Genomic DNA, 26,054 nt, shown 5'->3' with positions numbered 1-26,054 from the left:
TAAGGCCCGCCGGGTGAACGCAGTGCCTACCCTCGCAGTTTTCATCTGGAGCGGTTGGCAACATGACCATGGAACCCGATCAACCTGAGCCTGCGGACGAAGGGCAGGACCTGCCTGCGATGGACCTGGCGCGCATCCGCCATAGCCTGATGCGCCGGCTCAACGCCAGCCCTACGCCCAGTCGCTTTATCAACGACCTGCACGCCGCCCATGGGCGCTGCAACGAGTCGGGTCGGCAACTGCGCCGGATCATGTACCACGCACCACGAATCCAGCGGCTGGTGCGTGGAGTGCTGCGTGAGCATTTCAGCCTGGACCCCGACACCCTGTGGTTCACCGTCGCAGCACTGCCCGGCCAGCCTGGCCGGGTGGACAGCCTGACGGAGCGGGCCATGGCCTTGCTGCACGTGCGGGTGTTTCCCCTCAACATCAATCAATTCACGCGCTTGAGCCTCCAGGGCGAACCCGCCGCCAGCGTACGGTTGACCCCGCGGGAAATCCTGAACCGGGTGAATGCGCTGGACCTTCCGGCGCGTATCGGTGCGGCAAGGGCGGACTATTGGCAGGGCTTGTCGCCTGGCAGCGCGTTGTCGCGCACCGAGCACTGTGTGCAGTTGCAGCGCCGTTTTTGGGTGGATAAGGCCCTGCTGGCCCATGCCCTGTGCCAACTGTCGGACGACGGCCTCGACATGGTCCTGGGCCTGGTCGATGCTTCCACACCGCAAGCGCGGCAGCGTGCGGGCGGCGACTGGGCATCCTTGTACGCCAGTGAATTGCAGTGGGGCGCAGTGCCACTGGGCGGCGCGCTGCACCTGTGCCGGCGTGGCGCGGGCCAGGACCTTCGGCAAGTGGTTTACCTGCCCGGCGCGGCCCAGGGGTTTTATGAGTTTGCCAGTTGGGCGGCGATGCAGCGGGATCTGCCGGCGGTGATCCTCGGCCTTGGGCGCGCGAGTCTGCCGCTGCGCCGTCAAGATGAATGGGCAACGCAGCCTTTCAGCGTAAGCCGTGGGACTGAACTGACCGCCGATGCCCTGCGGTACAGTGCATGGGTCCAGATCCAGGTTCAGGGCGACAACGAGTGGGAGTGCCTCGATCTCCGGCGTGCAGGCGGGACATCACCCGGCTTGAGTTTGCAACAGCGCCTGCACCAAGTGGAGCGCGCGCGGCGGCCCGTGACCGGCTCGCCTTTGTTGAACCAGGCCATCGAGCAATTGTTGGTGTGGGACCACAAGCGTCGCGCCAGGGAAATCACCTGTGGGCTGCTTCATCCCGGCATGGCGGTACGAACCCGTGAGGCGCTGGTGCAGCGCCATGAGCGGGGTGTGCTGGCGTTGCTGGACTCGAAGGATTTGCTCAGGGACTGCCCGCCGTATGACGGCTTCATCGCCCTGCAAACTCAATGGCAGGAGCAGGTGTCAGTGGTTTCTACACTGCTGGAAGGCCAGGAGGCGCAACTGGCCGTGCGTGAGTTCTGGCTACAGACGCCAGCCGGAAGCGCGCATAACCGGGTTGCGCAATTGTTGAGCGGGCAGCGCAACGCCATGCTCCACGAGGCGCACTTGCAGCGACGGTTGGGGCTGATCACCGAGGCCAATCTGGCGGCGCTGAAAGAGGCCCTGAACAAAGGCGACGCGCCCCGCAGTTGCCGTGTGTTAAGCCTGTCCTTTGGCCAGTCCGGGCAACCGCTTTTCCCGTTGCATGGAGTGTTTGTCGTCACCACGCCTCAGGGCCTGAGCCAGCCGGCACTGCCGGAGCCCGTGCTGTTGCAGGTGCCGGGCAAGGAGGGCGGATTGCAGACGTTTACTTCCCTGGACGATCTCTCTGCCAGCCTCGATGCCAGTCTCAAAAGCCCGGATGGCTCTGCATTATGGCGTTGTGTAAGCCGTGACCAGCGGCAATCTGCGCGGGAGCTGGTGCGCGGCCCAGGCGTTGCTACACTGGTGCTGGTCTACTTTCAGGTGATAGAGGGCAACCTCCTGTCCGAGAGTTTTCAGGCATGCATCCGGCGTGCGCAGCAGCACCTGCGTTGGGTGGACGCCGGCGGGCGGCCGTTCAGCGAGGTCAGCGATACCGGGTTGGCGCGTACGTTGTTGTCCCTGGAGCTGGCGCATCAGCTACACGTGCCGGACAGTGCCGCCCGGGCACTGGCGCTGGCCAATATCAGCCTGCTACGGCTGGCGGCGGCCCAGGCGAAAGCGCTGCCGACGTGGCTCGCGAGCGCTGGCCAGGCAGTGCGCAAACGTTATCAGCGCCAATGGCTCCAGCACCTCGACAACAGCGCGGTGCTTGAGCATCAGTTGGCGCTGGCGTTGCCCAGCCTGGAAGCCTTTGCGCGCAGCACCTTGATCGAGCGGCTGCGCCGGGACGGGCTTTACCCGCAGCTGGATATCGACCAACCCTTCCTCGACATGCCCGACGATGTCAGTAGCCATTGGCAGTCTCACCCTCAACGGCCGGCGGGAGATTCCGGGGTGCGGGTGGTGGTCAGCCCGCAACGCAGCACCTACAGCCTGTTGCAACTGGCATTGCACAACCTCGATGCAGAGGCGCCCTGGACCGGGCTGCGCCTGCACTACAGCCGCTACCTGAGTGAGCAGTGGGCCAGGCGCTTGCCGGCCAAGGCGTTGATCGAACTGGTTTCCAGCCTGGATGTGGCAGGGCAGTACGAGCAATTGGTGACCCGGGCCTTTTACCCCGCGAAGGACCAGGCGCCTGCGTTACCGCCGGGGCTGGCCGAACGGCCCTTGAGCCAACAGGCACGCCTGGCCTTGTTCAGTGCCACTCAACAAGGCCTGAGTGCGGCGGGCCAACGCCTGTTTGCCAGCGCGCTGGCCGCGCGCACATCGCAGGACCTGCACAAGGACGGTCACGCGCTGCAACTGTGTTGCGTGCACCTGGCGGCCCTGACGCTGAAACAGCCTCGGCATGTCACGGGCCTGCTGTTGATCCATGACCTCACCTCGGCCACGACGCTGCTCTACTGGCCCCGGGTCAAGGGTCATGCACCATTGACCGAGCATGCCAACCTCACGATGGCGATGCAGGTGTTGATGGCGGTGGCGGCGCGTCCGGAAAATCGAGCGGCGCTGGCGCTGCAGATTGCGCCGGGGTGGGAAGAGGAAGCGCTGGCAAGTTACCCGGTGCCGGTCAGTCCCTTGCCGTGGACGTTTGACTGGCGCTCGGTGGCCGAGCACGTCCATGTGCCTTTTGCGCAGTCAATGATTGCCAGCCTGATGTGGGCCTACGAAGGCATCAAGCGCTGGTTCGCGTTGCGCCGCCAGCAACCGGCCGCGACGCTGGCGGAAATTGAACGGGAGATTGGCGAGCAGATCGAACAGGATCCCCGGCAGTGGCTGGGTATTACCCGCACCACGGGCAGCGACATGTTGCGAATCCTCGCCCATGGCCAATTGCTGGGCCTGCACCGGGAGGTGCGAGCCATGGCCAATTCACGCCGTGCGCTGCAAGACTACCGTCAGCTGCGCCTCGACGAACAGTCGGCGGCGCGTGCGCGGGGCTTGTTATCGTTTATTCCGGGCGTGAGTATCGGAGTCAATCTGTATGAGCTGTTGCTCGCCGCCCGCCGTGCCCATCACAGTGGCGACCCAGCGGATGCGGTGGCCGCCGGTTTTGCGGCATTGGTATTGGTGGCTGATGTGGCCCTGTCTTTGGCGCCTCAGGGCAAAGCCAGCCCCAGGTTGGGGGCGCTGCTAACCCGGGTCAGACACCGCCAATGGCTGCAGGACGGTGGTGTTGGCAACCTGCGTCTGCCATCCCCGGTCAGAAACCTCAAAGGGTTGGACGCGTTCAAGAAGCCACCAGTGATCGAGGAGGCCGTGACATTGCATGGACCGGTCAACAAGGGCAGCTACGTCAAGGGCGGCGAGCAATTTATCCTCGACGGGGATTCCGCGTACCCGGTGTACCGTCGTAATTCTGAACAAACCCTGCGCTTGAAAAATACCCACAACGAAGGCCAGGACGAGCTGCTGCTGTACGTGGAGCAATCCGGCGAGCGATTGCTGGGAGCCGATGCGCCCGAACCCCGGCCCGGGCCCAGTTCCGGGATCTATCGGCCGTGGGAAGCGCCGCGGGTAGGGAGTGAATGGATTGCCCCGGTTGTGCCACATACTGAGCGCCTGGCCCGGCAACCGCCGTTGGCTTCCAGTCATTGGCAAGCCTGGGGCCAAGGGTTGGAAGGGCCTGGAATCCAGGAAATATCGCCGTCACGGAGGTTGTATCGCATTCAGGGAGAGAGGCCCTACGACGCGGTCAGGTTTGGGGATAAATATTATGAATTGTTGCCCAATGGTTCGACGGCTCCAGCGGGCATCATATTTTTAAAGCAGCCCGAGTTGCTTCCTGTAGCGATCAGGGATGAGTTAACGCGGTGGATGCTGCCTGGCCCGCGCGAGCAGCCGATCCCGGCCACCTTTGGTGCCGATCAGTTATGGACCCCACGCGCGCCGCTCTTCACCCGGCCCATTGCGGAGTACGTTGGCGACGCTTTTCCGGACCTGACGCCGGCCAGTCGCTATTTCGTCACCACACGGCTGCTGGAAATAGCCGACACCGGCCGTTCGATGACTGCCACCCGCATGCTGAACATTCGCGCAACCCTGGATGAGTGGCTGCCACCTTTTCCCGAGGCGTCGGGCCAGACCGACGACCTGTTTCGCATGCTCAGGCCACTCACGCGACGGCAAAAATTGAGCGTCAATATTGGCCGGGAGGGGACAACACCGGGGCTTGAGCGGGTCGATTTCGTGCCGTTGACGCCGATCGCCTCCGACGTACTCATCAAACCTGCCGAGGGCTCCGGTCACGCTCGGCCGATCGTTGCCCAGCATGCGGTGTTACAGGTGCTGGAGCGTCAGGGCTTTGCCATTAAAAAAATACACAAAAGCAGCACCGCAGGACTGTACAACTTATCGTGCACGCATCCGAAGTCCAGCAACCTGTATTACGTATTGACGCGCTGGAGCGACTCGTCGAACGTTCGTCTGAACTCGGGCCGCATGGTGCAACTGTCTGACGCTTGGTTGCGCCATAGTGCCCAGCAGCAACCGCAGATTTACAAGCCGATCATACGGGCACTGGAGGAGGGGCGTCTGGTCCGGATAATTGGGGGCATTCAACAGATCGGGCAAGGTAATCCGGTGACGGTGTTCTTTGTCAAAATGGAGCGTTTCTAGGCGGGCCCGGTAGCGTCGGCGCCACCGGGCCAGGCGGGTCAGCGACTCAATAAAGAGGCCGCCCCCGCGCCACTAAACAACCCGGCGCTGATCCGGTTGAACCAGCTCTGGCCCTTGCCGCTGCGCAGGTAGCGCGCGGCACCATGGGCGCCGAGGCCGTAGGCCAGTTTGCACAGCAGGTCGAGCACGGTCCAGGTGGCGATCATGATCAGCAACTGCGGCAAAAAGGCCTGCTGGGCACTGAGGAATTGCGGCAGGAAGGCGGCGAAAAACAGAATGTCCTTCGGGTTGCTGGCGCCCAGCACAAAGGCGCGCCCGAACAGCGCACGAAAACGCGGAGTCGCCGCCACTTGTGGTACGTCGGCACTGTGGGACGGTTGCCGCGATTGCTGCCAGCTCTGCCAGGCAAGGTAGAACAGGTACAGCGCGCCGACGATCTTCAGGGCGCTGAACAGCTGTTCCGATGCCAGCAACAACGCACCCAATCCTAGCGCCGAAGCGCTCAACAGGCAGATGGAAGCGATCACCCCACCGAGAAAGGCCGGGTATGAACGGCGCAGGCCGTAGTTCAGGCTGTTGCTGATCATCAGCAAGGACAGGGGGCCGGGGATCAGGATCACCACCAGCGCAGCGCCGCTGAACAGCAGCCAGGTTTCCAGACTCATTGCATTCCTCCATTCGTACAAAAGCCCCACCCGACGGGGTGAGGCAGGGTCAAGCAGGTTGGCCTACAGGAACGCGAACTTGGCGATGAAGATCGCGCAAAGCACCCACAGGCTGATGGAAATTTCCTTGTGTTTACCGGTGCCGGCCTTCAGCGCCACGTAGGTGATAAAACCCAACGCGATGCCATCGGCGACGGAAAAGGTCAGAGGCATCATGATCGCCGTGACGATCGCCGGAATGCTGTCGGTGGCGTCGTCCCAATTGATATGGGCCATGCCGCTCATCATCAGCATCGCCACATAGATCAACGCGCCTGCGGTGGCATAGGCCGGAATCATGCCAGCCAGCGGCGCGAAAAACATCGCTGCGATAAACAGCACACCCACGGTGACGGCGGTCAGCCCGGTACGGCCACCGGCGGCCACCCCGGCGGCGCTTTCCACATAACTGGTGACGGGCGGCACGCCGACCATGGCGCCGAACACGCTGGAGGCACTGTCGGCTTTCAGGGCGCGGGAAAGGTTTTCGATCTTGCCGTCGGCATTCACCAGGCCTGCGCGCTGGGCGACGCCCATCAAGGTGCCGGCGGTGTCGAACATGTGCACAAACAGGAAGGCGAACACCACGCTGATCATGCTGACGTTGAACACGCCCATCACGTCCATCGCCATCCAGGTCGGTGCCAGGCTTGGCGGGGTGGCCATGATGCCGTGGTATTCCACCAGGCCCAGGCCCCAGCCGGCGAGGGTCACGGCGATGATGCTGATCAGGATCGCGCCGAATACCCGGTGGTAGCTGAGGATCGCAATCAGCAGGAAGCAGATGGCCGCCAGCAGCGGAGCGGGTTCATGCAGGGAGCCGAGCTTGATCAGGGTGGCCGGGCTTTGCACGATGATGCCGGCGGTTTTCAGGCCGATCACCCCGAGAAACAGCCCGACACCGGCGCCCATCGCGTGGCGCAGGCTCACCGGAATGCTGTTGAGCAGCCACTCGCGAATACGCGAGAGCGTCAGGATCATGAACAACACCCCGGAGATAAATACCGCACCCAGTGCGGTCTCCCAGTTGTAGCCCATGGTCCCGACCACGGTGTAGGTGAAAAACGCGTTCAGGCCCATGCCCGGCGCCAGGCCTACTGGCCAGTTGGCGTAGAGCCCCATCAGCAGGCAACCCAGCGCGGCGGCGATGCAGGTGGCGACAAACGCCGCGCCGTGATCGATGCCGGCGTCGGCCATGATGTTGGGGTTGACGAAGATGATGTAGGCCATGGTGATAAAGGTCGTGAGGCCAGCGATCAGCTCGGTCTTCACTGTGGTGCCATGCAAGCGGAGTTTGAACAGGCGTTCCAGCCAACCGTTGTGGGTTGGCGAGAGGTCGAGCGTAGGGGCTTCGGATTTGCGGCTTTCCACAGCAAGTACTCCTCAAGAGTTTTATTGTTATTTCCAGCGCCGGACACATGAGTGGGCAGCAGCGCTTTGAGGTACCAGCGGGTTTTGTTGACCAATAGGTCAGGAACTCGCACGAAGCGAATTATGCTTTTGTATACAAATAAAGCAAATAATGTTTTGTATTTTGTGTGCGAAAAGGATCAAAGGCAATTCAGGATTGGCCACTGAGTGCCTTGTTTACCGCCAGCCAGCCTTCTACTGCCGTCTCGCCAGCCTCGGCAAACGCCCGTTGCAGCAGCTTCACTTGCTCGCGCCGCAGGGATTGTTCGAAACGCTGACCTTCCTCGGTCAACTCCAGCAAGCGCTTACGTTTGTCGGTCTCGGACGCCACGCTGTTTACCAGGTGCATTTCCTGCAGTTGGCGCAGCGGCATGTTCAACGCCTGTTTGCTCACCCCGAGCAATTCCAGCAACTCCTTGACGCTCAAGGTCGGGTAGCGCGCGATAAAAAACACAATGCGTTGATGCACCCGGCTCAAGCCGCGACGTTCAAGCATTTCGTCGGCCTTGGCGGTGAACGCTTGGTAGCCGAAGAAGAAGGCTTCCATGGCGGTTTGTTGGCTGGTCTGGTTTTTAAGGTCAAGCATATTGACGTATCCGCCCAAGTCGTCGTAATTTCGGTCAACCAGTTTGACGTATTTCCCTCAGGCTTCGCTACCGGTGACCCTTATGGCCTTTTCAGAACGTGTTTCGCGCCTTAAAAGCTCCTTGATCCGTGAAATCCTCGCGGCGGCGCAAAAGCCGCAGGTGATGTCCTTCGCCGGTGGCCTGCCTGCTGAAGTGATGCTGCCCAAGCTGGATTGGACGGACATGCCGCTGAACATCGGCCAGTACGGCATGAGCGAAGGCGAGCCGCAGTTGCGTGAACTGCTGGCGGCCGAGGCGCGGGTGCTGGGTATTCCGTGCGAGGCCCGTCACATCATGGTGGTCAGCGGCTCCCAGCAAACCCTGGATCTGGCGGCCAAGCTGTACATCGACAAGGGCACCAAAATCCTGCTGGAAGGCCCGACCTACCTGGCGGCGTTGCAGATATTCCAACTGTTCGGCGCTGATTGCCTGACCGTGCAGCTTGAGGCGGACGGTCCGGACCTTAAGGCGCTACGCAACAGCCTTGAGCAGCACCGTCCGTCCTTCGTCTACTTGATCCCGACCTTCCAGAACCCCTCGGCCGTGCGCTACAGCGAGGCCAAGCGCGAGGCCGTCGCCGCGCTGCTGGACGAGTTCGGCGTGACCCTGGTCGAGGACGAGCCCTACCGCGAACTGACCTTCGACGGCGGCAGTGCGCAACCCATCGTCAGCCGGTTGAAGAAGGCCAGCTGGATCTACACCGGCACCGTGTCCAAGACCCTGCTGCCCGGCCTGCGGGTCGGTTACCTGATCGCCAGCCCGGACCTGTTCCCGCACCTGCTCAAGCTCAAGCAATCGGCGGACCTGCACACCAACCGCGTTGGCCAGTGGCAGGCAATGCAATGGATCGGCACCGAGAAATACCAGCACCACCTGGTGGAACTGCGCAGTTTCTACCGAGGCCGCCGCGATGCATTCCAGGCTGCACTGGCGCGGCATTTCAGCGACCTGGCCGACTGGCAAATACCCCAGGGCGGATTATTCTTCTGGCTGACCTTGAAACAGCCGCTCGATACCCGCACCTTGTTGGCACCTGCGCTCGACCAGGACATCGCGTTCATGCCCGGTGAGCCGTTCTTTTCCGAGCCGGATAACCATCACGGTCACTTGCGGCTCAATTTCAGCCATATCGACCCGGCGCGCTTGGACGAAGGTCTCAAGCGTCTCGCTGCGGTGGTCCGTCAAGCACAGCACGCGCAAGCGGCATAGGGGAGCCTCCATGTATAAGGTTTACGGCGATTACAAATCGGGCAACTGCTACAAGGTCAAACTCATGCTCAGCCTGTTGGGCATCGACTATGAGTGGATTGATATCGACATCCTGAAGGGCGATACCCAGACCCCGGAGTTCCTGGCCAAGAACCCCAACGGCAAGATCCCGGTGCTGGAGCTCGAAGACGGCACCTGCCTGTGGGAATCCAACGCGATCCTCAACTTCCTCGCCGACGGCAGCGAGTTCCTGCCCACCGAACCGCGCCTGCGCACCCAAGTGCTGCAGTGGCAGTTTTTCGAGCAGTACAGCCATGAGCCGTACATCGCGGTGGCGCGGTTTATTCAGTTTTACCTGGGGCTGCCGGAAGATCGGCTGGAGGAATACAAGAAGCTGCACAAGGGCGGTTACAAGGCCCTGAAGGTGATGGAGCGCCAGTTGCAGTTGACACCGTATCTGGTGGGCGACCAGTTCTCGATTGCCGATGTGGCGCTGTATGCCTACACCCATGTGGCGGATGAAGGTGGTTTTGACCTTGGCGCCTACCCAGGTGTGCAGGCCTGGTTGAAGCGCGTGGCCAGCCATCCAAAGCATGTGCCGATGCTGGGCTGACAATGCGGTCAAAAATGTGGGAGCGGGCTTGCTCGCGAAGGCGGTGGATCAGCCAACGTATGTATTGGCTGACACACCGCTTTCGCGAGCAAGCCCGCTCCCACATTTAGTTTTGCGGTGCGCCAGGTAATTCTTCACTGAGCAACTCAAAACAGCGCTGCGCCGCCGGGCTCAACGGCTGCCCACTGCGACTGATCAGCCCGATCTCCCGGTTCACCCCCGGATGATCAATCGTAATCCGCTTCAACCCCTCCAGACTGTCCGCCGCCGATTCCGGCAACACGCTGATCCCCAAGCCCTGCCTCACCAACGCCAGCACGGTCGACATGTAATTGGCCTCCATCCCAGCGAGCATCGTCAGGCGCGTCTCGTCGAACAACGCGTCCACCTGTTCCCGCACGCTGCTGTCGCGGCCGGTGAGGATGATCGGCTGTTCGGCCAGTTGCTCCAGGCTTAGCTTGGCATAGCGCGTCAGCGGATGATCCAGCGGCACAAACGCACACAACCGGTCATTCAGCACCGGCACAAACGCCAGCCCATGGCTCAGCCTCGCCCGCACACCAATACCGAAATCCACCTCGCCCGAACGCACTTGTGCATGAATGCGGTGAGCAACCAGGTCATGCAAGCGCACCTCGATCCCGGCAAAACGCTCGCGAAACAGCCGCAGGGCAGGCGGCAATGCACCGGCGCACACGGAGGGCAGGGCGGCGATGGTCACCACGCCCCGGCGCAAGGCAGCGAGGTCGCGGGAGCCGGTGACGATGTTGTCCAGGTCCAGCAACAGCTTCTCCATCGGCCCGCGTGCGTCCAGGCCGGCGGCGGTGATGCTGACGTGGCGCGGGCTGCGGTCGAGCAGAGCAACCCCCAGCCATTCCTCCAGTTGTTGCACCTGTACGGTCAGGGCCGAGGGCGATAGATGCAGTTCGTTGGCCGCCTTGGTAAAGCTGCCCGTACGAGCAACGGCGAGAAACGCCTGGATATGCTGGATCGAATTTTTCATTTTTATTTTGCTCGAGCGTTTTGTTTTTTCGAATATGGAGTGCCGAATATTCCAATTTACAAAGCCTAACGCGATTCCAATACTCCAGGGAAAACAATAACCGGCCGAAAACGCCGTTCTGGAGCTACCCCATGCTCGCTACCCTGGGTGTCATCACCATTCTGTGCCTGCTCACCGCCGTCATGAGCAAGCGCCTGTCGCCACTGGTGGCCCTGATCGCCTTGCCGATCATCGCTGCACTGCTCGGCGGTTTCGGCCTGCAAACCAGTGCCTTCATCATCACCGGCATCAAGAACGTCGCCCCCGTGGTGGGCATGTTTGTGTTTGCGATCCTGTTTTTCGGGATCATGACCGATGCCGGCATGCTGGATCCAATCATTGATCGCATCCTGCGCACGGTAGGGACGCGTCCTACAAGGATTGTCGTCGGTACCGCGACGCTGGCCCTGCTGGTGCACCTGGACGGCTCCGGCGCGGTGACCTTTCTGGTGACGGTGCCGGCGATGCTGCCGCTGTACACGCGGCTGGGGATTGATAAACGCATCCTCGCCTGTGTGGCGGCGATGGCGGCGGGGGTCAACTTCCTGCCGTGGACCGGCCCGGTGTTGCGCTCTTCGGCGGCGTTGCATGTACCGGTGGCGGACTTGTTCCAGCCGCTGATCCCGGTGCAGATCGTCGGCCTGGTCTTTGTGTTTGCCTGCGCCTGGTGGCTGGGCCACCGTGAAGAAAAACGCCTGGGGTTGGGCGCCGGTTCCAGCGTGGATGCCGTGCCGCAACGGGTGCTCAGCGACGATGATATTGCCCTGCGCCGCCCGCGATTGTTCTGGGTCAACCTGGTTCTGACCGTACTGGTGATGGTGGTGATGATTGCCGGCTGGGTCGACCCGGTGGTGATGTTCATGCTCGGCACCGTGGTGGCGCTGTGCATCAACTACCCGAACGTCGACGCTCAGCGCGCGCGGATCGATGCCCACGCAAAAACCGCCCTGACCATGGCCAGCATCCTGCTCGCCGCCGGTGTGTTCACCGGCATCATGCAAGGCACCGGTATGCTCAAGGCCATTGCCGAAGTGGCGGTGGCGCAGATTCCGGCGGGCCACGGCAAGTTGATCCCGGCGGTGGTGGGCTTCCTGTCGATGCCGTTGAGCATGCTGTTTGACCCCGACTCCTACTACTTCGGCGTGATGCCGGTGATCGCCGAAGTCGGCAAAGCCTTGGGGGTCGATCCGTTGCAAGTGGCTCAGGCCTCGTTGCTGGGCGTGCACACCACCGGCTTCCCGGTCAGCCCGCTGACGCCCGCGACCTTCCTGCTGGTGGGCCTGTGCAAGATCGAATTGGCCGATCACCAGCGCTTCACCATCCCCTTTCTGTTTGCCGCGTCGGTATTGATGACCCTGACGGCTTTGCTCCTGGGAGTGATTTGAAATGAAAACCTTGCGCATCGGTTCCGGCGCCGGCTACTCCGGCGACCGTATCGAACCTGCGGTGGAATTGGCCGAACAGGGCGACCTGGATTACCTGGTCTTCGAATGCCTGGCTGAACGCACCATCGCCCTGGCGCAACAGGCGCGGATCAGCGATCCACAAGGCGGTTACGACCCGCTGTTGAGTGAGCGCATGCGCCGCGTGCTGCCCTTTGTCGGCCAGCCCGGCGGGCGCCGGCGCTTGCGGGTAATCACCAACATGGGGGCGGCCAACCCGGCGGCGGCGGCAGTGGAAGTGCGCCGGATTGCCGGTGAGCTGGGGCTGAACCTCAAGGTGCTGGCGGTGATTGGCGATGACGTACTCGAGAGTTTGCGGGGCCAGCCGGAGCAGTTGCTCGACAACGGCCAGACCCTTGGTTCATTGGGCGACCGGCTGATTTCCGCGAACGCCTACCTGGGCGCCGAGGGCATTATCGACGCCTTGCACGCCGATGCCGACGTGGTGATCACCGGCCGGGTGGCAGACCCTTCGTTGTTCCTGGCGCCACAGATGTTTGAATTCGACTGGGCTGCGGATGATTGGCAACGGCTGGGACGCGGCACGTTGGTGGGGCATTTGCTGGAGTGTGCCGGGCAGGTCAGCGGTGGCTACTTTGCCGATCCGGGCTTCAAGGACGTGGACGACCTGGCACGCCTGGGCTTTCCGTTGGCCGAGATTGATGCCGACGGAGAGGCGTTGATTACCAAGGTCGTGGGTTCCGGCGGGCGGGTCAGCCGGGCCACGTGCACCGAACAACTGATCTACGAAGTGCATGATCCGGCCGCCTACCTTACGCCGGACGTGTGCGCGGATTTTTCCGGGGTGGCGTTTACCGAAGAGGCCGTGGACCGGGTGCGGGCCCATGGCGCGAGCGGACGGCCCCGTCCCGAAGCGTTGAAAGTCAGCGTCGGTTATCTGGACGGCTGGATCGGTGAGGGGCAGATTTCCTACGGCGGCCCGGGCGCGGTCGCTCGTGCGCAACTGGCTCGCGATGTAGTCCTGAAACGCTTGGAATTGACCGGCGTGCGCATGCAGGACGTGCGTGCCGAATTGATCGGCATCGACTCCCTGCATGGCCCGCGCAGCACTGTTGAACCGTGGGAAGTACGCCTGCGCATTGCCGCCCGCTGCGAAGAGCGCAGCGAGGCGGTGCGCGTCGGCAATGAAGTGGAAACCCTCTACACCAACGGCCCGTCCGGCGGCGGTGGCGCCAGCAAGAGCTTGCGCCATGTGGTGGCGGTGGCATCGTTGCTGTTGCCCCGTAACGCGGTCAACCCGAGGATCGAAGTATGAAACTGCATACCCTGGCCCACTCCCGTACCGGCGATAAGGGCGACACCTCGAACATCTCGATCATTGCGTATCGGGCCGAGGATTATTCGCTGCTCTGCGAGCAATTGACGGCTGAGGTGGTGGCGGCATTTTTTGCGCCGTTGCTGGAGGCGGGCGCTGCACCAGTGCGGCGTTATGAGTTGCCCAATGTGCAGGCACTGAACTTCGTGTTGCCGGGCATCTTGCGGGGCGGGGTGACGCGGTCGCTGGCGCTGGATGCCCATGGCAAGTGCCTGGGCTCAGCGTTACTGGATATTGAATTGGCAATACCAAACTAATGTGGGAGCGGGCTTGCTCGCGAATGCGGTGGATCAGCCAGCCTATGTATTGGCTGACCCACCGCATTCGCGAGCAAGCCCGCTCCCACATTGGATCCTCGCTGTTTTTCAGGCCGCCGCAAACCGCTTGTCCAGGTAATCGATGATCACCTTGGAGTCGTACATCCAGGTGGTCTGGCCGTTCTCTTCAATGCGCAGGCACGGCACCTTGATCTTGCCGCCTTGTTCCAGCAGGGTCTGGCGATCCTGCTCGTTGTTCTTCGCGTCCTTCAAGGCCACCGGCACGTTCAGGCGGTGCAGGGTGCGGCGGGTCTTCACGCAGAACGGGCAGGCGTGGAATTGATACAGGGTCAGGTCCTTGGCCGCTGCGTTCACCTGCGCCTGCTGTTCGGCAGGGCGCTGCTTTTTGCGCGGACGGGTCAGGAAGTCGCCGGCGATGATGACGTGGCCGAGGCCCACTCGAAGTGCTTTGACGAACATGGCTGAAACCTCTTGCCCTAGACTGAAGGGGCCGCAGCTTACCTGATTTTTCACAGGCGAAAAAAAACCGGCGATGAACGCCGGTTTTTCCAGGTGCTGCGTATTACTTGATCAGGCTGAGAAACTCGCTGCGGGTCGCCGCGTTTTCGCGGAACTCACCCAGCATCACCGACGTGATCATCGACGAATTCTGCTTCTCCACACCGCGCATCATCATGCACATGTGCTTGGCCTCGATCACCACGGCAACGCCCAGGGCGCCGGTGACCTGCTGGACCGCATCGGCGATCTGGCGGCTGAGGTTTTCCTGGATCTGCAGGCGGCGGGCATACATATCGACGATACGCGCGACCTTCGACAGGCCCAGCACTTTGCCGCTCGGGATATACGCGACGTGAGCCTTGCCGATAAACGGCAGCAGGTGGTGTTCGCACAGCGAGTACAACTCGATGTCCTTGACCAGCACCATTTCGCTGTTGTCAGAGCTGAACAAGGCACCGTTGGTGACTTCTTCGAGGGTCTGTTCATAACCGCGGCAGAGATACTGCATGGCCTTGGCGGCACGTTTTGGCGTGTCGAGCAGGCCCTCGCGGGAAACGTCCTCGCCGAGCTGGCCGAGGATCGCGGTGTAATTCTGTTCCAGGGACATGAAACTACCTAGTGGGATTTTCGCAAAGGGCAAGGGTACGGCGGCCAACACATCGCTGCAAGCCTGACGATGGCACTTGTTACTCGTCGCGGCCTTCCATCATGGTGCGCTTGAGCATCACATACACCGCGCCAGCACCGCCGTGACGTGGCTGGCAAGAGGTAAAACCCAGCACCTGGGAGTGTTGGCGCAGCCAGGTGTTGACGTGACTTTTGATCATCGGCCGCTTGCCGTCCAGGCGCACGGCCTTGCCGTGGGTGACGCGCACGCAGCGGATTTCGAATTTGGTGGCTTCGGCGAGGAACGCCCAGAGGGTTTCACGGGCTTTTTCGACGGTCATGCCGTGCAGGTCGAGGCTGCCTTCGAACGGGATCTGGCCGACCTTGAGCTTGCGCATTTGGCTTTCCTGCACGCCGTCGCGGGCCCACATCAGCTCGTCTTCGGGGCCTACATCGATAACGAACTGATCCGACAGGCCGTCCACGGTGGTGGCATCCGTGCGCACGGTCGCGGCCTGGCGCAGCTTGGCGATCTGGGCGCGGTCGGTCTTGGGTTTGCCGGTGTCGGCGCGATCGTGCTTGATCGGCTTGACGCCGCGCAGCTCGTTCTTGAATAGGGAAAAATCGTCGTCTTGCATGTCAGCCTCCGCGAAGGGCGGGCAGTTTACCTAATCGCGGCGGCTTGATGCGCAACAAACGCTAACTGGATGCCATCAGTCGTGCTTTTTCATCAGGTGCGAGGCGATGTTCAGTGACAGGGGCTGGCGCATGCGCCGACGGCAACGGCGCCACAGCCATACGCCAAACCACAGCACCAACAGGCCGATGACCAACAGTATTGCAGAACCACCAGGGCTGGCGTTCAGTTCGCCCAAGGCCGGTGAATGTCCAACCAAACCAGCGCCGCCGGCAATTGCCAGTAGTACGCCACCTATCGCCAACAGCGCGGCAAAGCCGGCGCCGATGCGCAGACGCCAGTTGCTCGGGCCCTTGGGGCGCAAGCGACGAGCATCAAAACCATCGGATATCTTCATTCCGACCTTTCCTCCAGGGTATCGGCCCTTCGACCGGAAGATACACAGGTTGTTCCGGGTACAGAGGCAATTGCAGCAAATGACAGGTTTTTGCGGATGAGCGGGCGGCTACCCGCTCATCTGAGGTCGATCAGATCAGATCTTTGGTCAAGGCGAGGGTGGCGAAGTTGTCGGCCATGATGGCCATTTCAGTCTGCTGCACATGGTCGGCGCTGAGGATGCCGCCCTTGTAAGGCAGGTCGCGGGTGGCGCAGGCGTCTTCTACCAGGGTGCAGCGAAAGCCCAGGTTCTTCGCCGCGCGCACGGTGGTGCTGACGCTGGAGTGGCTCATGAAGCCGCAGACAATCAGGTCCAGGGAGCCGAGGTCTTGCAGGTGCTTCTCCAGGCCGGTGCCGTGGAAGGCGCTGGGCAGCAACTTGCCGATGATGGTTTCATCGGCCTGGGGCTCGAGGCCTGGAATGAACTCACCGCGCTCGCCCTGGGGATCAAACAGCCCGCCGACCGTACCCAAGTGGCGCACGTGCACGATCGGGCGCCCGGCGTTGCGCGCGGCAGCGGCCAGTTGCTTGATGTTTTCGACAGCAGCGTCCATGCCCGAAAGGGCGAGGGGACCGCTGAGGTATTCCTTCTGGGCGTCGATGATCACGAGGGTCGCATGGTTCAGGTTCGCCGCTGCGTAACCACGACCGCTGAGTTGAAACATCGTCTTTGGAACGGACATTCTGGGGCTCCTGTGAGTGGGGCTTTTGTGACATTGTCCTCTGGCTGAGCGCTTCTGTGAATCGCTACCATCGTAAGGTACGCCGTTGTTGGCGTGTAGCGATGTCAATAGGGCACTACGTTTAGGCAAAAACCGTGTTTAAGATGAAATCCGACGTGCGGCAAAGGGTTTTTTCGTACATCGTCGGTACAGCTTAAGACTGTTAGAATCGCCGGTCGTTTTTTCCAGGAGCTTGCCCCCGTGATCACTTCTCGCCTGCGCACCTTGCGCGACCACATCCGATGGGCCGTCAGCCGTTTCCATGGGGAAGACCTGTTTTTTGGCCATGGCACCGACAACGCCTGGGACGAAGCCCGGCAACTGGTGCTCGGCGCCCTGCATCTGCCGTGGGAAATTGCCGACAGCTACCTGGATTGCAACCTGGAAGAAGAGGAAATCTCCCACGTGCAACGGTTGCTGCACCGCCGCATCCATGAGCGGGTGCCTACCGCTTACCTGCTGAAGGAAGCCTGGTTCTGCGGCATGTCGTTTATCGTTGATGAGCGCGTGCTGATTCCACGCTCACCGATTGGCGAACTGATCGAAAACCGCTTCGAACCGTGGCTTGGCGCGCCGCCAGCACGCATTCTGGACCTGTGCACCGGTTCCGGTTGCATCGGTATTGCCTGCGCCTACGAGTTCCAGGACGCCGAAGTAGTGCTGGGTGATCTGTCCTTTGAAGCCTTGGAAGTGGCCAACCAGAACATCGAGCGCCATGGTGTCGACGAGCGCGTCTACACCGTTCAGGGCGACGGCTTTGATGGTTTGCCGGGCCAGCGTTTTGACCTGATTGTGTCCAACCCGCCGTATGTCGATGCCGAAGACTTCGCCGACATGCCGGATGAATACCAGCACGAACCGGAACTGGGCCTGGCCTGCGGGGATGACGGTTTGAACCTGGTTCGACGGATGCTGGCCGAAGCGGCGGATCACTTGACCGAGAAGGGCTTGCTGATTGTCGAAGTGGGCAACAGCCAGGTTCACGTCGAGGCGCTGTACCCGGAGGTGGACTTTGCCTGGCTGGACTTCCAGCGCGGTGGGCATGGCGTGTTCATGTTGACGGCAGAGCAATGCCGGGCGCATCAGGCGGTGTTTGCCGCGAGGGTCTGATCTAACGGCAGGAATGCGGTCAGTGTGGGAGCTGGCTTGCCTGCGATAGCGGAGTGTCATTGCCGGGGATGCTGGCTGACACACCGCTATCGCAGGCAAGCCAGCTCCCACATTTGTATCCGGTTTCTGCAGAAGGATTACCTATGCGTCGCAATCCAGATCAACAACCCCGCCTGAAACACGGTAAACGCCACCAAACACGTAATCGTGAAGCGCAACCCGCTGTCTTCGCGCTTGAACTTGGTGACCTTTTCCTCTTCCTTGCGCAGCTTCACTTCCTGTTCGGCCAGGTTCTGCTCGGCCTGTTGCAGCATCTGCGCCGCTTCCAGAATCTCCACGAACTGCAGCTTTTCGGTGTTCCAGCTGTCCAGCACATCGCTGACCTTGCCCGGTTGCACGTTGCCCTTCAAATGCTGGACATCGGCATACGCCACATCAAAGCCCTGGATACGCAGGAAGTGATCCCGGCGCAAGCGTGTGGCTTCGTTCAGTGCGTCCTTGTTGGCCAGGTCGACGCCATCAACGCGGTAGTGCGACCACTTCTTTTTCGCCCAAGCGGCGCCCTGGGCCACGAGGAAGCGGCCGATGCCGCGGTTCGCCGGTTCGATCTCCAGGCTGTTGCCCGGGCCAAAATGCACGCGGTGGGTGGCGTGATCGACCCAGATATCCAGGTGATTCTGTTCCCGGCGCACCCGCTGGCCCGGCAATTGAATGACCATGCGCAGCAGGCTGTGGTCCTTGTTGTTGCGTTCGGCCCAACCGAACTGCACAAAGCGCAGGGGCCGCACGCCGGTGGCGCGGTCGGTGGCCAAAGGGGCCAGGCGCAGCATCTTGAAATGTTCGGCCTGTACCTCCGCCCACGGTAACGCGGCCGATGCGGCGGCCTCGGTGTCTGCCGTGGTGTCGGCGGTAGGTTCGGGTGTTGCTTCGGTGTTCGTCATTCGGCGCGATCCTGTCCAAGCTCTGCGGGCCGACAGGCTTTTTGCTGTCGACCCAGGGCTTATCGGCCGTTTTACTCAGGACTGGAGGGGGAATACTCGCTTAACTGGCGCGAAGTCCGTCGATAAAGCGAACCAGACGTGTGCCCAGTTCGGCAGCCAGCGGCAGCTGTGGGTCGTTATAGGACTCCAATTGTTGCTTCACGTCATTGGGCACGATCCGCATCACGTGGTTCATGCCCTCGATCACCGTCAGTTCGGCGTCGGGCTTGGCCTTCTGCAATTGTTGCGCATCGGCCACGCCGACCTGCAGGTCATTGGTGCCCTGGACGATCAGCGCCGGCATCTTCAGTTTGGCAAATGCTGCCGAAGGATCGGCGCGGAACAGGCTGATCAGATAAGGCTGCACGCTGGGTCGGAAGATGCCCTCAAGCGGTGTAGGCACATCGGCGTCCACTTGGCCGGCCTTGAGGTGATCGAGAATCTGGTTGCTGCGCAGCAACAGTGCGGGAGGCATGTGGTCGGCCAGTTGCTGGCGGATAACCTGGTCCACCGGGCGTGCACTGCCCGACAGGGAAATCACCCCGGCCGGATTCAACTGCGGGGCGGCGAGGGCAGCTACCAGCGCACCTTCACTGTGGCCCAGCACAATCAACGGGCCCATGCGCGGGTCGGCCTTGAGCAACTTGCCCCAGGCCACGGCGTCGGACACATAGGCGTCCAGGGTCAGGTTGCGTTCATCGGGGGTGGCGGCAAGGCTGGCGGCTACACCGCGCTTGTCGTAGCGCACGCTGGCGATGTTGTGCCTGGCCAGCACCCAGGCCAGCCGCTTGAGGCTGTCGTTGCGTGCGCCGTCGGCGCTGTTGCCGTTGCGGTCGGTGGGCCCGGAGCCGGCGATGATCAGCACCACCGGCACGGGCTTGTCGGATTTGGGTAACAACAACGAGCCAAACAGCTCACCACTGCCGGTGTCCAGGCTGATGGGCCGTTGCAGCACGACAGGGGAGGCGGCGAAGCCAAGGCTGGAAAACAGGGTAAGGGTCAAAAGCAAAACTCGCAGCATCATCGCGCCATCATGAGGAAGGTGCCGGTTGGACCAACGTCTACCGGTAAGGTTTCGAGGATGAACTAGTCGGTTAGCCTGCGTATACTGGCCGCCTTAAGTTATTACGGTTGACTTGATTCAACTGATTTCACGGAGCGCCCTGCATGTCCGGCAATACCTACGGCAAGCTGTTCACTGTTACCACCGCGGGCGAAAGCCATGGCCCGGCGTTGGTCGCCATTGTCGACGGCTGCCCGCCGGGCCTCGAGTTGTCCCTGGAAGACCTGCAGCGTGACCTCGACCGCCGCAAGCCCGGTACCAGCCGCCATACCACCCAGCGCCAGGAAGCCGACGAAGTCGAAATCCTCTCCGGCGTGTTCGAAGGCCGCACCACCGGTTGCGCCATCGGCCTGCTGATTCGCAACACCGACCAGAAGTCCAAGGACTACTCGGCGATCAAGGACCTGTTCCGCCCAGCCCACGCCGACTACACCTACCACCACAAATACGGCGAGCGCGACTATCGTGGCGGTGGCCGCAGTTCGGCGCGGGAAACCGCGATGCGTGTGGCGGCCGGTGCGATTGCCAAGAAGTTCCTGGCGACCCAGGGCATCGTGATCCGCGGCTACATGAGCCAGCTGGGTCCGATCGAAATCCCGTTCAAGACCTGGGACAGCGTCGAAGACAACGCTTTCTTCTGCCCAGACCCGGACAAAGTGCCGGAGCTGGAAGCCTATATGGACCAGTTGCGCCGTGACCAGGATTCCGTCGGCGCCAAGATCACCGTGGTCGCCGAAGGCGTAATGCCCGGCCTGGGCGAGCCGATTTTCGACCGCCTTGATGCCGAGCTGGCCCACGCGCTGATGAGCATCAACGCGGTCAAGGGCGTGGAAGTCGGCGCCGGGTTCGACTGCGTTGCCCAGCGTGGCACCGAGCACCGTGACGAGATGACCCCGGAAGGTTTCCTCAGCAACAACGCCGGCGGCATTCTCGGTGGCATCTCCTCCGGCCAGCCGATTGTTGCGCACCTGGCCCTCAAGCCGACGTCCAGCATCACCACGCCGGGCCGCTCGATTGATGTGCACGGCAACCCGGTGGACGTGATCACCAAGGGCCGTCACGACCCGTGCGTCGGCATCCGTGCCACGCCGATTGCCGAAGCGATGATGGCCATTGTGTTGATGGACCACCTGCTGCGCCATCGTGGGCAAAACGCCGACGTAAAAGTCAGTACTCCGGTATTGGGCCAGCTGTGACCGTGTGTGGCGAGCGAGCTTGCTCGCGCTGGGCAGCGAAGCGGCCCCAAAGCCTGCAACCCGGTAGTACCTGGAGAACTGCGGCGCTTCTAGTGGGGCCGCTTCGCGCCCCAGCGCGAGCAAGCTCGCTCGCCACAAGTCACTTATGCTGACGCAAGGCCTTCCATACTGGCGACTCTCCAGCTTCTACCTGTTCTATTTCGCCCTGCTGGGAGCGACGGCGCCGTTCCTCGCGTTGTACTTCGATCACTTGGGGTTCTCCAGCGCGCGCATTGGCGAGCTGGTGGCCATCCCCATGTTGATGCGCTGCGTGGCCCCCAACCTGTGGGGCTGGCTGGGGGATTACACCGGCCGGCGCCTGGCCATCGTGCGCTTTGGCGCGGTGTGCACCCTGGTGAGTTTCTCGCTGATCTTTGTCAGCAAGACCTACGCTTGGCTGGCGCTGGTCATGGCCTTGCACGCGTTCTTCTGGCATGCGGTGCTGCCGCAGTTTGAAGTCATCACCCTCGCGCACCTGCAAGGCCAGACCTCGCGCTACAGCCAGGTACGGTTGTGGGGCTCCATCGGTTTTATCCTCACCGTGGTGATCATGGGCCGCCTGTTCGACTGGCTGAGCCTGGACATCTACCCGGTGGTGATCGTGGTGATCATGGCCGGCATCATCGGCGCGAGCCTGTGGGTACCGAATGCGCAGCCGCCGGCCCAGGGCAACCGCCTGGCCGGTGACGGCTTTTTGCGGCAACTGCGCAGCCCCGGCGTCCTCGCGTTTTATGCCTGCGTGGCGCTGATGCAGATGAGCCACGGCCCGTACTACACCTTCCTGACCTTGCACCTTGAACACCTAGGTTACAGCCGTGGCGTGATCGGCATGCTGTGGGCGCTGGGCGTGGTGGCGGAAGTCTTGATGTTCCTGGCCATGAGCCGGATTCTCTCGCGCTTTTCGGTACGCCGGGTGCTGATGGCGAGTTTCCTGCTGGCGGCGCTGCGCTGGTTGCTGCTGGGCTCGTTCGCCGAATTCTTCTGGGTGCTGTTGTTGGCGCAGGTGTTGCACGCGGCGACCTTCGGCAGTTTTCACGCGGCGGCCATCCAGTTCGTGCAACGCAGCTTTGGTGCTCGCCAGCAAGGGCAGGGCCAGGCACTGTATGCGGCACTGGCCGGTACCGGCGGTGCGCTGGGCGCACTCTATTCAGGTTACAGCTGGAACCTGCTGGGGCCGACCCTGACCTTCAGCATTGCCAGCATTGCGGCCCTGGCCGCCGCCCTAATCATTGGCATTCGATTGCAAGAGGAGCGGCCATGAGCGGCTCCCGTGACAGAGGAAGAATTTGATGAGCTATCTCGCGGTTTACCACGTCTCCACCCCCGACACCCCGAACAAGGTCCTGACTCACCAGGACGACATTGCCTCGACCCTGGCCGAGCTGGGCGTGGGGTTTGACCGCTGGCAGGCCGCTACCCGGCTTGAGGCGGACGCCAGCGAGATTGAGATCATCGCGGCCTACCAGGCGCCCATCGACACGCTGATGACCGAGCGCGGCTACACCACCGTTGATGTGATCCGCGTCAGCAACGATCACCCGCAAAAAGCCGAATTGCGCGCCGAGCGGCTGGAGGAACACCGCATGGCCCAAGATCACGTACGTTTCTTCGTCGCGGGCCGTGGGCTGTTTACCTTGCACATCGAAGACTATGTGTACGCGGTGTTCTGCGAGAAAAACGACCTGATCTCGGTGCCGGGCGGCATCCCACACTGGTTTGATATGGGGGAGAACCCGCATTTTGTGGCGATCCGCCTGTTCAGTGATTCTGAAGGGCTGGCGGTCAACCTGACCGGCGACGCGATCGCCGAGGGTTTTCCCCGGCTTGAGGACTAAGGTTGCCTGCCAATGCCTCCTGAATAGGGGGCTTTTTTTTTAGTTCAATTCCTGCCGATTGGAAATCACTGTAGGAATAAACTTTAAAGTTTGTGGGCAACAGCTGTTTATCCTTGGCCTTACTTAATACTTCCTCTCTTTGTGTAACTCTCTCTGGTCGAAATATTTACTCGCCTGTCAATAGGAGGAATCCGACTTCGGGCGTTACAAGACCCATATGAAGAGGAGGCCTGCATGAGCGGTACAGAGCCACAGGAACAACCGTCCACGCACACTGATAACGCGCCGGTTGCCAGCCGCAAGACGCGTGCGATGTTGTCGGGTAAGCCCTTGACCCCAAAGGAACGGGAAATTCTGCATTGGGCGGTCGAGGGTAAGACGGTGTGGGAAATCAGCAGGATTCGCTCAATTTCCCAGGCCACGGTGAAGTTTCACCTGCGCAATATCTACGGCAAGTTGCAGGTGACTAACCGCGTCCAGGCTGTGAACGAGGCGATCAAGCAGGGATTGTGCGAATAAAAAAAGGCCGTGGTGCGCAACGGCACCACGACCTGTTCGGGTCCTGCATGTCAATCAAGCCGAATGGTAAGTCGGCAGGGCAAAGCGGTTCTGGCTCTGCAGCATCGAAATCTGTGGCAGGTCGCTGGCTTGTTCAGCCAGGTCGCGACGAATCGCGCTGATGACCCACGTCAGTTGGTCGGCCGTGTGCAGTTGCTGATAAGAGATCGAACGTTTGATCTGCTTGCCTTCGCTGTTACGCAAGGTCAGCAAAATGCCGCCATCAGGACGGGCCTGGGTGGTGACGTCGAAATTGGAGAACACAGAAGAAAATTTATCTTGGATCAGGCTCATATCTATCAGCTCCGTTTGCTCATGTTTTGCAGCGTGGAGTGATAGGTGCAGTGATTGTGCCAGTACTGGGTATCTTAAAAAATCGTTATAAATCAGCGCCTTATAAATTTTTTAGATTTTCGGTTTCGTGCAATTTGCATGAATGGCCATCGTACATCCTGCATTTTGCGGGGTTTTGCCAATTGTTTCGCCACGGGTGGGCGAGGCAGGTCTTCCATAGTGACCGCGTCACCGGCCGTTAAATTCCTTTTCCTTTTGGGATACAAAACTTTTCAAATCCTGCGTGTACAGCCGAAGAATGGCAGGCGTATTTTCCTGCAAGGCATTCGGCGCCGGTCTTACGGTGCGAAGGGTGCTTGAGGTCATACGAACAATAAGAAAAAGGACGTTCCTGCCATGAACCACCCGCCGAGTGACATGATCACCTGGGGCAAGATGCTGCGTAAGGTGCCCACCATTGTCCGTGCCCTGCCACGCCTGGTCCGCGGTATGCGCGCCGCCAACGTCACAGACCCGGCGCAACCGTGCGGTCTGGGCTGGACGTTCGAGCAAGCCACTCAACGCAATCCCGATGGCGCTGCGCTGCTGTATGGCGACCGCGTGCTCAGCTATTGCCAGGCCAACCAGCAAGCCAACCGCATGGCCCATTACCTGCAGCAGCAGGGGATCAGCAAGGGCGACGTGGTGGCCTTGTTTATCGAGAACCGCCCCGAGTTGTTGCTCAGCGTGCTGGCCGTGGCCAAGGTGGGCGGCATTTGCGCCATGCTCAATACCTCGCAAACCCAGGCGGCGCTGGTCCACAGCCTTAACCTGGTGACGCCGGCGGCGATTGTTGTGGGGGCCGAGTTGGTAGGCGCCTACGACGCTGTGCGCAGCCAGGTGGCAATTGAGGCCGATAACACCTGGTTTATTGCTGATCAGCAGCACACCCATGTGCCGCCGAATTACGTAGACCTGATGGCCGCCAGCGCCGATTGCCCGGTGGAAAACCCCGCCAGCACCCAGCAGATCTACTTCAACGACCCTTGCTTCTATATCTACACCTCCGGCACCACCGGCTTGCCCAAGGCCGGTATTTTCAAACACGGCCGCTGGATGAGGACCTCGGCCAGTTTCGGCACCATCGCCCTGGATATGGGCCCCGAGGATGTCGTGTATTGCACCTTGCCGCTGTATCACGCCACCGGCCTGTGCGTGTGCTGGGGTTCAGCGATTGCCGGGGCGTCGGGGTTTGCGATTCGCCGCAAGTTCAGCGCCAGCCAGTTCTGGGACGATGCGCGCCGATTCAATGCGACCACCCTCGGTTACGTCGGCGAACTGTGCCGCTACCTGATCGACCAGCCTGTCAGCGAGCAGGACCGGGATAACCGGGTGACGAAGATGATCGGCAACGGCTTGCGCCCTGGCGTCTGGGCCGAATTCAAGCAGCGCTTTGGCGTCGATCACATCTGCGAGCTGTACGCCGCCAGTGACGGCAATATCGGTTTCACCAACGTGCTGAATTTCGACAACACCATCGGCTTTTCCCTGATGCACTGGGCACTGGTGGACTACGCCCATGACAGCTGTGAGCCGATTCGCGGCACTGACGGCTTCATGCGCGAAGTGCCGAAGGGCGGCCAAGGGCTGCTATTGGCCAGGATTGATGACAAGGCACCGTTCGACGGCTACACCGACCCCGAGAAGAATCGCAAGGTGGTACTCAGCGATGTGTTCGAGAAGGGCGACCGCTACTTCAACACCGGCGATCTGTTGCGCAACATCGGCTTCGGCCATGCCCAATTCGTCGACCGCCTGGGGGATACCTATCGCTGGAAAGGTGAAAATGTCTCCACCACCGAAGTCGAGAACATCTTCCTGCAGCACCCGCAGATCTCCGAAGTGGTGGCCTACGGGGTGGAGATTGAAAACACCAATGGCCGCGCTGGCATGGCCGCCATCACCCCTGCGGAATCCCTGGCATCCCTGGACATGCGCGAACTGCTGACGTTTGCCCATGGGCAACTGCCCGCGTATGCGGTGCCGTTGTTCCTGCGGATCAAAGTGAAGATGGAAACCACCGGCACCTTCAAATACCAAAAGGTAAAACTCAAGGAGGAGGCGTTCGACCCAGGCAAGGCCGGTGATGATCCGATCTTTGCCTGGCTGCCGGGATCGGACAGTTACGTGCCGGTGACCGGGCAACTGCTGGCGGAAATCCAGGGGGGCAAGTTCCGTTATTGA

24 protein-coding genes are annotated in these 26,054 nt (G+C 61.4%); 12 read left to right on the top strand and 12 right to left on the bottom strand.

Annotation, left to right across the window (positions count from 1 at the left end; all coding sequences use genetic code 11):
- The first annotated feature begins 62 nt into the window (after window positions 1–62).
- Window positions 63–5,195 (top strand): dermonecrotic toxin domain-containing protein, encoded by a 5,133-nt coding sequence (locus JFU58_RS25655; RefSeq protein WP_242488331.1) that lies wholly within the window; start codon window positions 63–65, stop codon window positions 5,193–5,195.
- Window positions 5,196–5,233: 38 nt separating this feature from the next.
- Here the strand turns inward: JFU58_RS25655 and JFU58_RS25650 are convergent, their stop codons facing one another.
- The 3 genes from JFU58_RS25650 to JFU58_RS25640 all read right to left on the bottom strand — a co-directional run bounded on the left by JFU58_RS25650 (window position 5,234) and on the right by JFU58_RS25640 (window position 7,895).
- Window positions 5,234–5,860: a LysE family translocator gene (locus JFU58_RS25650; protein ID WP_201142691.1), complete on the bottom strand. Its 627-nt coding sequence runs from the start codon at window positions 5,858–5,860 to the stop codon at window positions 5,234–5,236.
- Window positions 5,861–5,923: 63 nt separating this feature from the next.
- Window positions 5,924–7,270 carry an NCS2 family permease gene (locus JFU58_RS25645; protein WP_063031998.1) on the bottom strand — a complete coding sequence of 449 codons (1,347 nt, stop codon included), beginning with the start codon at window positions 7,268–7,270 and terminating at the stop codon, window positions 5,924–5,926.
- Window positions 7,271–7,460: 190 nt separating this feature from the next.
- Complete coding sequence (locus JFU58_RS25640; RefSeq protein WP_063031996.1) at window positions 7,461–7,895, bottom strand: MarR family winged helix-turn-helix transcriptional regulator; 435 nt, start codon at window positions 7,893–7,895, stop codon at window positions 7,461–7,463.
- Between the two features lie 82 nt (window positions 7,896–7,977).
- On the opposite strand from JFU58_RS25640, the gene JFU58_RS25635 reads away from it, so the two are divergent.
- Together JFU58_RS25635 and JFU58_RS25630 are read left to right on the top strand one after the other, a co-directional pair.
- Window positions 7,978–9,144, top strand: coding sequence for an aminotransferase-like domain-containing protein (locus JFU58_RS25635; RefSeq protein ID WP_093200016.1), 1,167 nt, complete (start codon window positions 7,978–7,980; stop codon window positions 9,142–9,144).
- Between the two features lie 10 nt (window positions 9,145–9,154).
- The gene (locus JFU58_RS25630) at window positions 9,155–9,757 is read left to right on the top strand and encodes a glutathione S-transferase family protein (protein ID WP_063031992.1); all 603 of its coding nucleotides are present in this window, start codon (window positions 9,155–9,157) and stop codon (window positions 9,755–9,757) included.
- A 106-nt stretch (window positions 9,758–9,863) separates the two neighbouring features.
- On the opposite strand, the gene JFU58_RS25625 is transcribed toward JFU58_RS25630, so the two are convergent.
- A complete protein-coding gene (locus tag JFU58_RS25625; protein WP_063031990.1) occupies window positions 9,864–10,760 on the bottom strand; it encodes a LysR family transcriptional regulator in 897 nt (298 codons plus the stop codon).
- A gap of 131 nt (window positions 10,761–10,891) precedes the next feature.
- Here JFU58_RS25625 and JFU58_RS25620 point away from each other — a divergent pair, with 131 nt between their 5' ends.
- The 3 genes from JFU58_RS25620 to JFU58_RS25610 are packed head-to-tail and all read left to right on the top strand — an operon-like array spanning window position 10,892 to window position 13,834.
- On the top strand, window positions 10,892–12,184 hold the full coding sequence (locus JFU58_RS25620) for a CitMHS family transporter (RefSeq protein ID WP_003213142.1): 1,293 nt from the start codon (window positions 10,892–10,894) through the stop codon (window positions 12,182–12,184).
- Between the two features lies 1 nt (window position 12,185).
- Window positions 12,186–13,517: an acyclic terpene utilization AtuA family protein gene (locus JFU58_RS25615; protein ID WP_201142690.1), complete on the top strand. Its 1,332-nt coding sequence runs from the start codon at window positions 12,186–12,188 to the stop codon at window positions 13,515–13,517.
- The gene (locus JFU58_RS25610) at window positions 13,514–13,834 is read left to right on the top strand and encodes an AtuA-related protein (RefSeq protein WP_063031986.1); all 321 of its coding nucleotides are present in this window, start codon (window positions 13,514–13,516) and stop codon (window positions 13,832–13,834) included. The genes JFU58_RS25615 and JFU58_RS25610 overlap by 4 nt, the downstream gene beginning before the upstream one ends.
- Window positions 13,835–13,942: 108 nt before the next feature.
- Here JFU58_RS25610 and JFU58_RS25605 read toward each other — a convergent pair whose 3' ends face one another.
- The 5 genes from JFU58_RS25605 to JFU58_RS25585 all read right to left on the bottom strand — a co-directional run bounded on the left by JFU58_RS25605 (window position 13,943) and on the right by JFU58_RS25585 (window position 16,717).
- Window positions 13,943–14,314: a glutathione S-transferase N-terminal domain-containing protein gene (locus tag JFU58_RS25605; RefSeq protein ID WP_017479997.1), complete on the bottom strand. Its 372-nt coding sequence runs from the start codon at window positions 14,312–14,314 to the stop codon at window positions 13,943–13,945.
- A 103-nt stretch (window positions 14,315–14,417) separates the two neighbouring features.
- Window positions 14,418–14,963 carry a GTP cyclohydrolase I FolE gene (gene folE / locus JFU58_RS25600; protein ID WP_003204506.1) on the bottom strand — a complete coding sequence of 182 codons (546 nt, stop codon included), beginning with the start codon at window positions 14,961–14,963 and terminating at the stop codon, window positions 14,418–14,420.
- 79 nt (window positions 14,964–15,042) lie between these two features.
- A complete protein-coding gene (locus JFU58_RS25595) occupies window positions 15,043–15,600 on the bottom strand; it encodes a Smr/MutS family protein (RefSeq protein WP_003213135.1) in 558 nt (185 codons plus the stop codon).
- Window positions 15,601–15,675: 75 nt separating this feature from the next.
- Complete coding sequence (locus JFU58_RS25590; protein ID WP_003213133.1) at window positions 15,676–15,996, bottom strand: hypothetical protein; 321 nt, start codon at window positions 15,994–15,996, stop codon at window positions 15,676–15,678.
- A 130-nt stretch (window positions 15,997–16,126) separates the two neighbouring features.
- The gene (locus tag JFU58_RS25585) at window positions 16,127–16,717 is read right to left on the bottom strand and encodes a cysteine hydrolase family protein (protein WP_008433198.1); all 591 of its coding nucleotides are present in this window, start codon (window positions 16,715–16,717) and stop codon (window positions 16,127–16,129) included.
- A gap of 240 nt (window positions 16,718–16,957) precedes the next feature.
- On the opposite strand from JFU58_RS25585, the gene prmB reads away from it, so the two are divergent.
- Complete coding sequence (prmB, locus tag JFU58_RS25580) at window positions 16,958–17,866, top strand: 50S ribosomal protein L3 N(5)-glutamine methyltransferase (protein WP_177027311.1); 909 nt, start codon at window positions 16,958–16,960, stop codon at window positions 17,864–17,866.
- Window positions 17,867–18,003: 137 nt separating this feature from the next.
- On the opposite strand, the gene JFU58_RS25575 is transcribed toward prmB, so the two are convergent.
- Entirely contained in the window at window positions 18,004–18,807 is an 804-nt protein-coding gene (locus JFU58_RS25575) for a hypothetical protein (protein WP_003213127.1), read from the bottom strand.
- 100 nt (window positions 18,808–18,907) lie between these two features.
- Window positions 18,908–19,870, bottom strand: a complete 963-nt coding sequence (locus JFU58_RS25570) for an alpha/beta hydrolase (RefSeq protein WP_017480001.1) — start codon at window positions 19,868–19,870, stop codon at window positions 18,908–18,910.
- A gap of 143 nt (window positions 19,871–20,013) precedes the next feature.
- Between JFU58_RS25570 and aroC the strand changes: the two genes are divergently transcribed.
- From aroC to JFU58_RS25550, 4 genes are all read left to right on the top strand, one after another.
- A complete protein-coding gene (gene aroC / locus JFU58_RS25565; protein WP_201142689.1) occupies window positions 20,014–21,105 on the top strand; it encodes a chorismate synthase in 1,092 nt (363 codons plus the stop codon).
- Between the two features lie 148 nt (window positions 21,106–21,253).
- Complete coding sequence (locus JFU58_RS25560; protein WP_201142876.1) at window positions 21,254–22,405, top strand: MFS transporter; 1,152 nt, start codon at window positions 21,254–21,256, stop codon at window positions 22,403–22,405.
- A gap of 28 nt (window positions 22,406–22,433) precedes the next feature.
- A complete protein-coding gene (locus JFU58_RS25555; protein ID WP_201142688.1) occupies window positions 22,434–22,979 on the top strand; it encodes a 1,2-dihydroxy-3-keto-5-methylthiopentene dioxygenase in 546 nt (181 codons plus the stop codon).
- A gap of 234 nt (window positions 22,980–23,213) precedes the next feature.
- Window positions 23,214–23,498 carry a response regulator transcription factor gene (locus tag JFU58_RS25550; protein ID WP_063031976.1) on the top strand — a complete coding sequence of 95 codons (285 nt, stop codon included), beginning with the start codon at window positions 23,214–23,216 and terminating at the stop codon, window positions 23,496–23,498.
- Window positions 23,499–23,552: 54 nt separating this feature from the next.
- Here the strand turns inward: JFU58_RS25550 and JFU58_RS25545 are convergent, their stop codons facing one another.
- Complete coding sequence (locus JFU58_RS25545; protein WP_003216777.1) at window positions 23,553–23,831, bottom strand: DUF3509 domain-containing protein; 279 nt, start codon at window positions 23,829–23,831, stop codon at window positions 23,553–23,555.
- Window positions 23,832–24,227: 396 nt separating this feature from the next.
- Between JFU58_RS25545 and JFU58_RS25540 the strand changes: the two genes are divergently transcribed.
- A complete protein-coding gene (locus tag JFU58_RS25540; protein WP_063031974.1) occupies window positions 24,228–26,054 on the top strand; it encodes a long-chain-acyl-CoA synthetase in 1,827 nt (608 codons plus the stop codon).

Origin of the sequence: Pseudomonas sp. TH34 (assembly GCF_016650865.1) — a bacterium.
GTDB lineage: Bacteria > Pseudomonadota > Gammaproteobacteria > Pseudomonadales > Pseudomonadaceae > Aquipseudomonas > Aquipseudomonas yamanorum.
This window is presented reverse-complemented; position numbering and strand designations above follow the sequence as displayed.

Excerpts from the sequence above, each read along its gene's own strand:
- JFU58_RS25655 (WP_242488331.1), top strand. The coding sequence starts at position 63 with ATGACCATGGAACCCGATCAACCTGAGCCTGCGGACGAAGGGCAGGAC.
- JFU58_RS25650 (WP_201142691.1), bottom strand. The coding sequence starts at position 5,860 with ATGAGTCTGGAAACCTGGCTGCTGTTCAGCGGCGCTGCGCTGGTGGTG.
- JFU58_RS25640 (WP_063031996.1), bottom strand. The coding sequence starts at position 7,895 with ATGCTTGACCTTAAAAACCAGACCAGCCAACAAACCGCCATGGAAGCC.
- JFU58_RS25635 (WP_093200016.1), top strand. The coding sequence starts at position 7,978 with ATGGCCTTTTCAGAACGTGTTTCGCGCCTTAAAAGCTCCTTGATCCGT.
- JFU58_RS25630 (WP_063031992.1), top strand. The coding sequence starts at position 9,155 with ATGTATAAGGTTTACGGCGATTACAAATCGGGCAACTGCTACAAGGTC.
- JFU58_RS25625 (WP_063031990.1), bottom strand. The coding sequence starts at position 10,760 with ATGAAAAATTCGATCCAGCATATCCAGGCGTTTCTCGCCGTTGCTCGT.
- JFU58_RS25620 (WP_003213142.1), top strand. The coding sequence starts at position 10,892 with ATGCTCGCTACCCTGGGTGTCATCACCATTCTGTGCCTGCTCACCGCC.
- JFU58_RS25615 (WP_201142690.1), top strand. The coding sequence starts at position 12,186 with ATGAAAACCTTGCGCATCGGTTCCGGCGCCGGCTACTCCGGCGACCGT.
- JFU58_RS25610 (WP_063031986.1), top strand. The coding sequence starts at position 13,514 with ATGAAACTGCATACCCTGGCCCACTCCCGTACCGGCGATAAGGGCGAC.
- JFU58_RS25605 (WP_017479997.1), bottom strand. The coding sequence starts at position 14,314 with ATGTTCGTCAAAGCACTTCGAGTGGGCCTCGGCCACGTCATCATCGCC.
- folE (WP_003204506.1), bottom strand. The coding sequence starts at position 14,963 with ATGTCCCTGGAACAGAATTACACCGCGATCCTCGGCCAGCTCGGCGAG.
- JFU58_RS25595 (WP_003213135.1), bottom strand. The coding sequence starts at position 15,600 with ATGCAAGACGACGATTTTTCCCTATTCAAGAACGAGCTGCGCGGCGTC.
- JFU58_RS25590 (WP_003213133.1), bottom strand. The coding sequence starts at position 15,996 with ATGAAGATATCCGATGGTTTTGATGCTCGTCGCTTGCGCCCCAAGGGC.
- JFU58_RS25585 (WP_008433198.1), bottom strand. The coding sequence starts at position 16,717 with ATGTCCGTTCCAAAGACGATGTTTCAACTCAGCGGTCGTGGTTACGCA.
- JFU58_RS25575 (WP_003213127.1), bottom strand. The coding sequence starts at position 18,807 with ATGACGAACACCGAAGCAACACCCGAACCTACCGCCGACACCACGGCA.
- JFU58_RS25570 (WP_017480001.1), bottom strand. The coding sequence starts at position 19,870 with ATGATGCTGCGAGTTTTGCTTTTGACCCTTACCCTGTTTTCCAGCCTT.
- aroC (WP_201142689.1), top strand. The coding sequence starts at position 20,014 with ATGTCCGGCAATACCTACGGCAAGCTGTTCACTGTTACCACCGCGGGC.
- JFU58_RS25555 (WP_201142688.1), top strand. The coding sequence starts at position 22,434 with ATGAGCTATCTCGCGGTTTACCACGTCTCCACCCCCGACACCCCGAAC.
- JFU58_RS25550 (WP_063031976.1), top strand. The coding sequence starts at position 23,214 with ATGAGCGGTACAGAGCCACAGGAACAACCGTCCACGCACACTGATAAC.
- JFU58_RS25545 (WP_003216777.1), bottom strand. The coding sequence starts at position 23,831 with ATGAGCCTGATCCAAGATAAATTTTCTTCTGTGTTCTCCAATTTCGAC.
- JFU58_RS25540 (WP_063031974.1), top strand. The coding sequence starts at position 24,228 with ATGAACCACCCGCCGAGTGACATGATCACCTGGGGCAAGATGCTGCGT.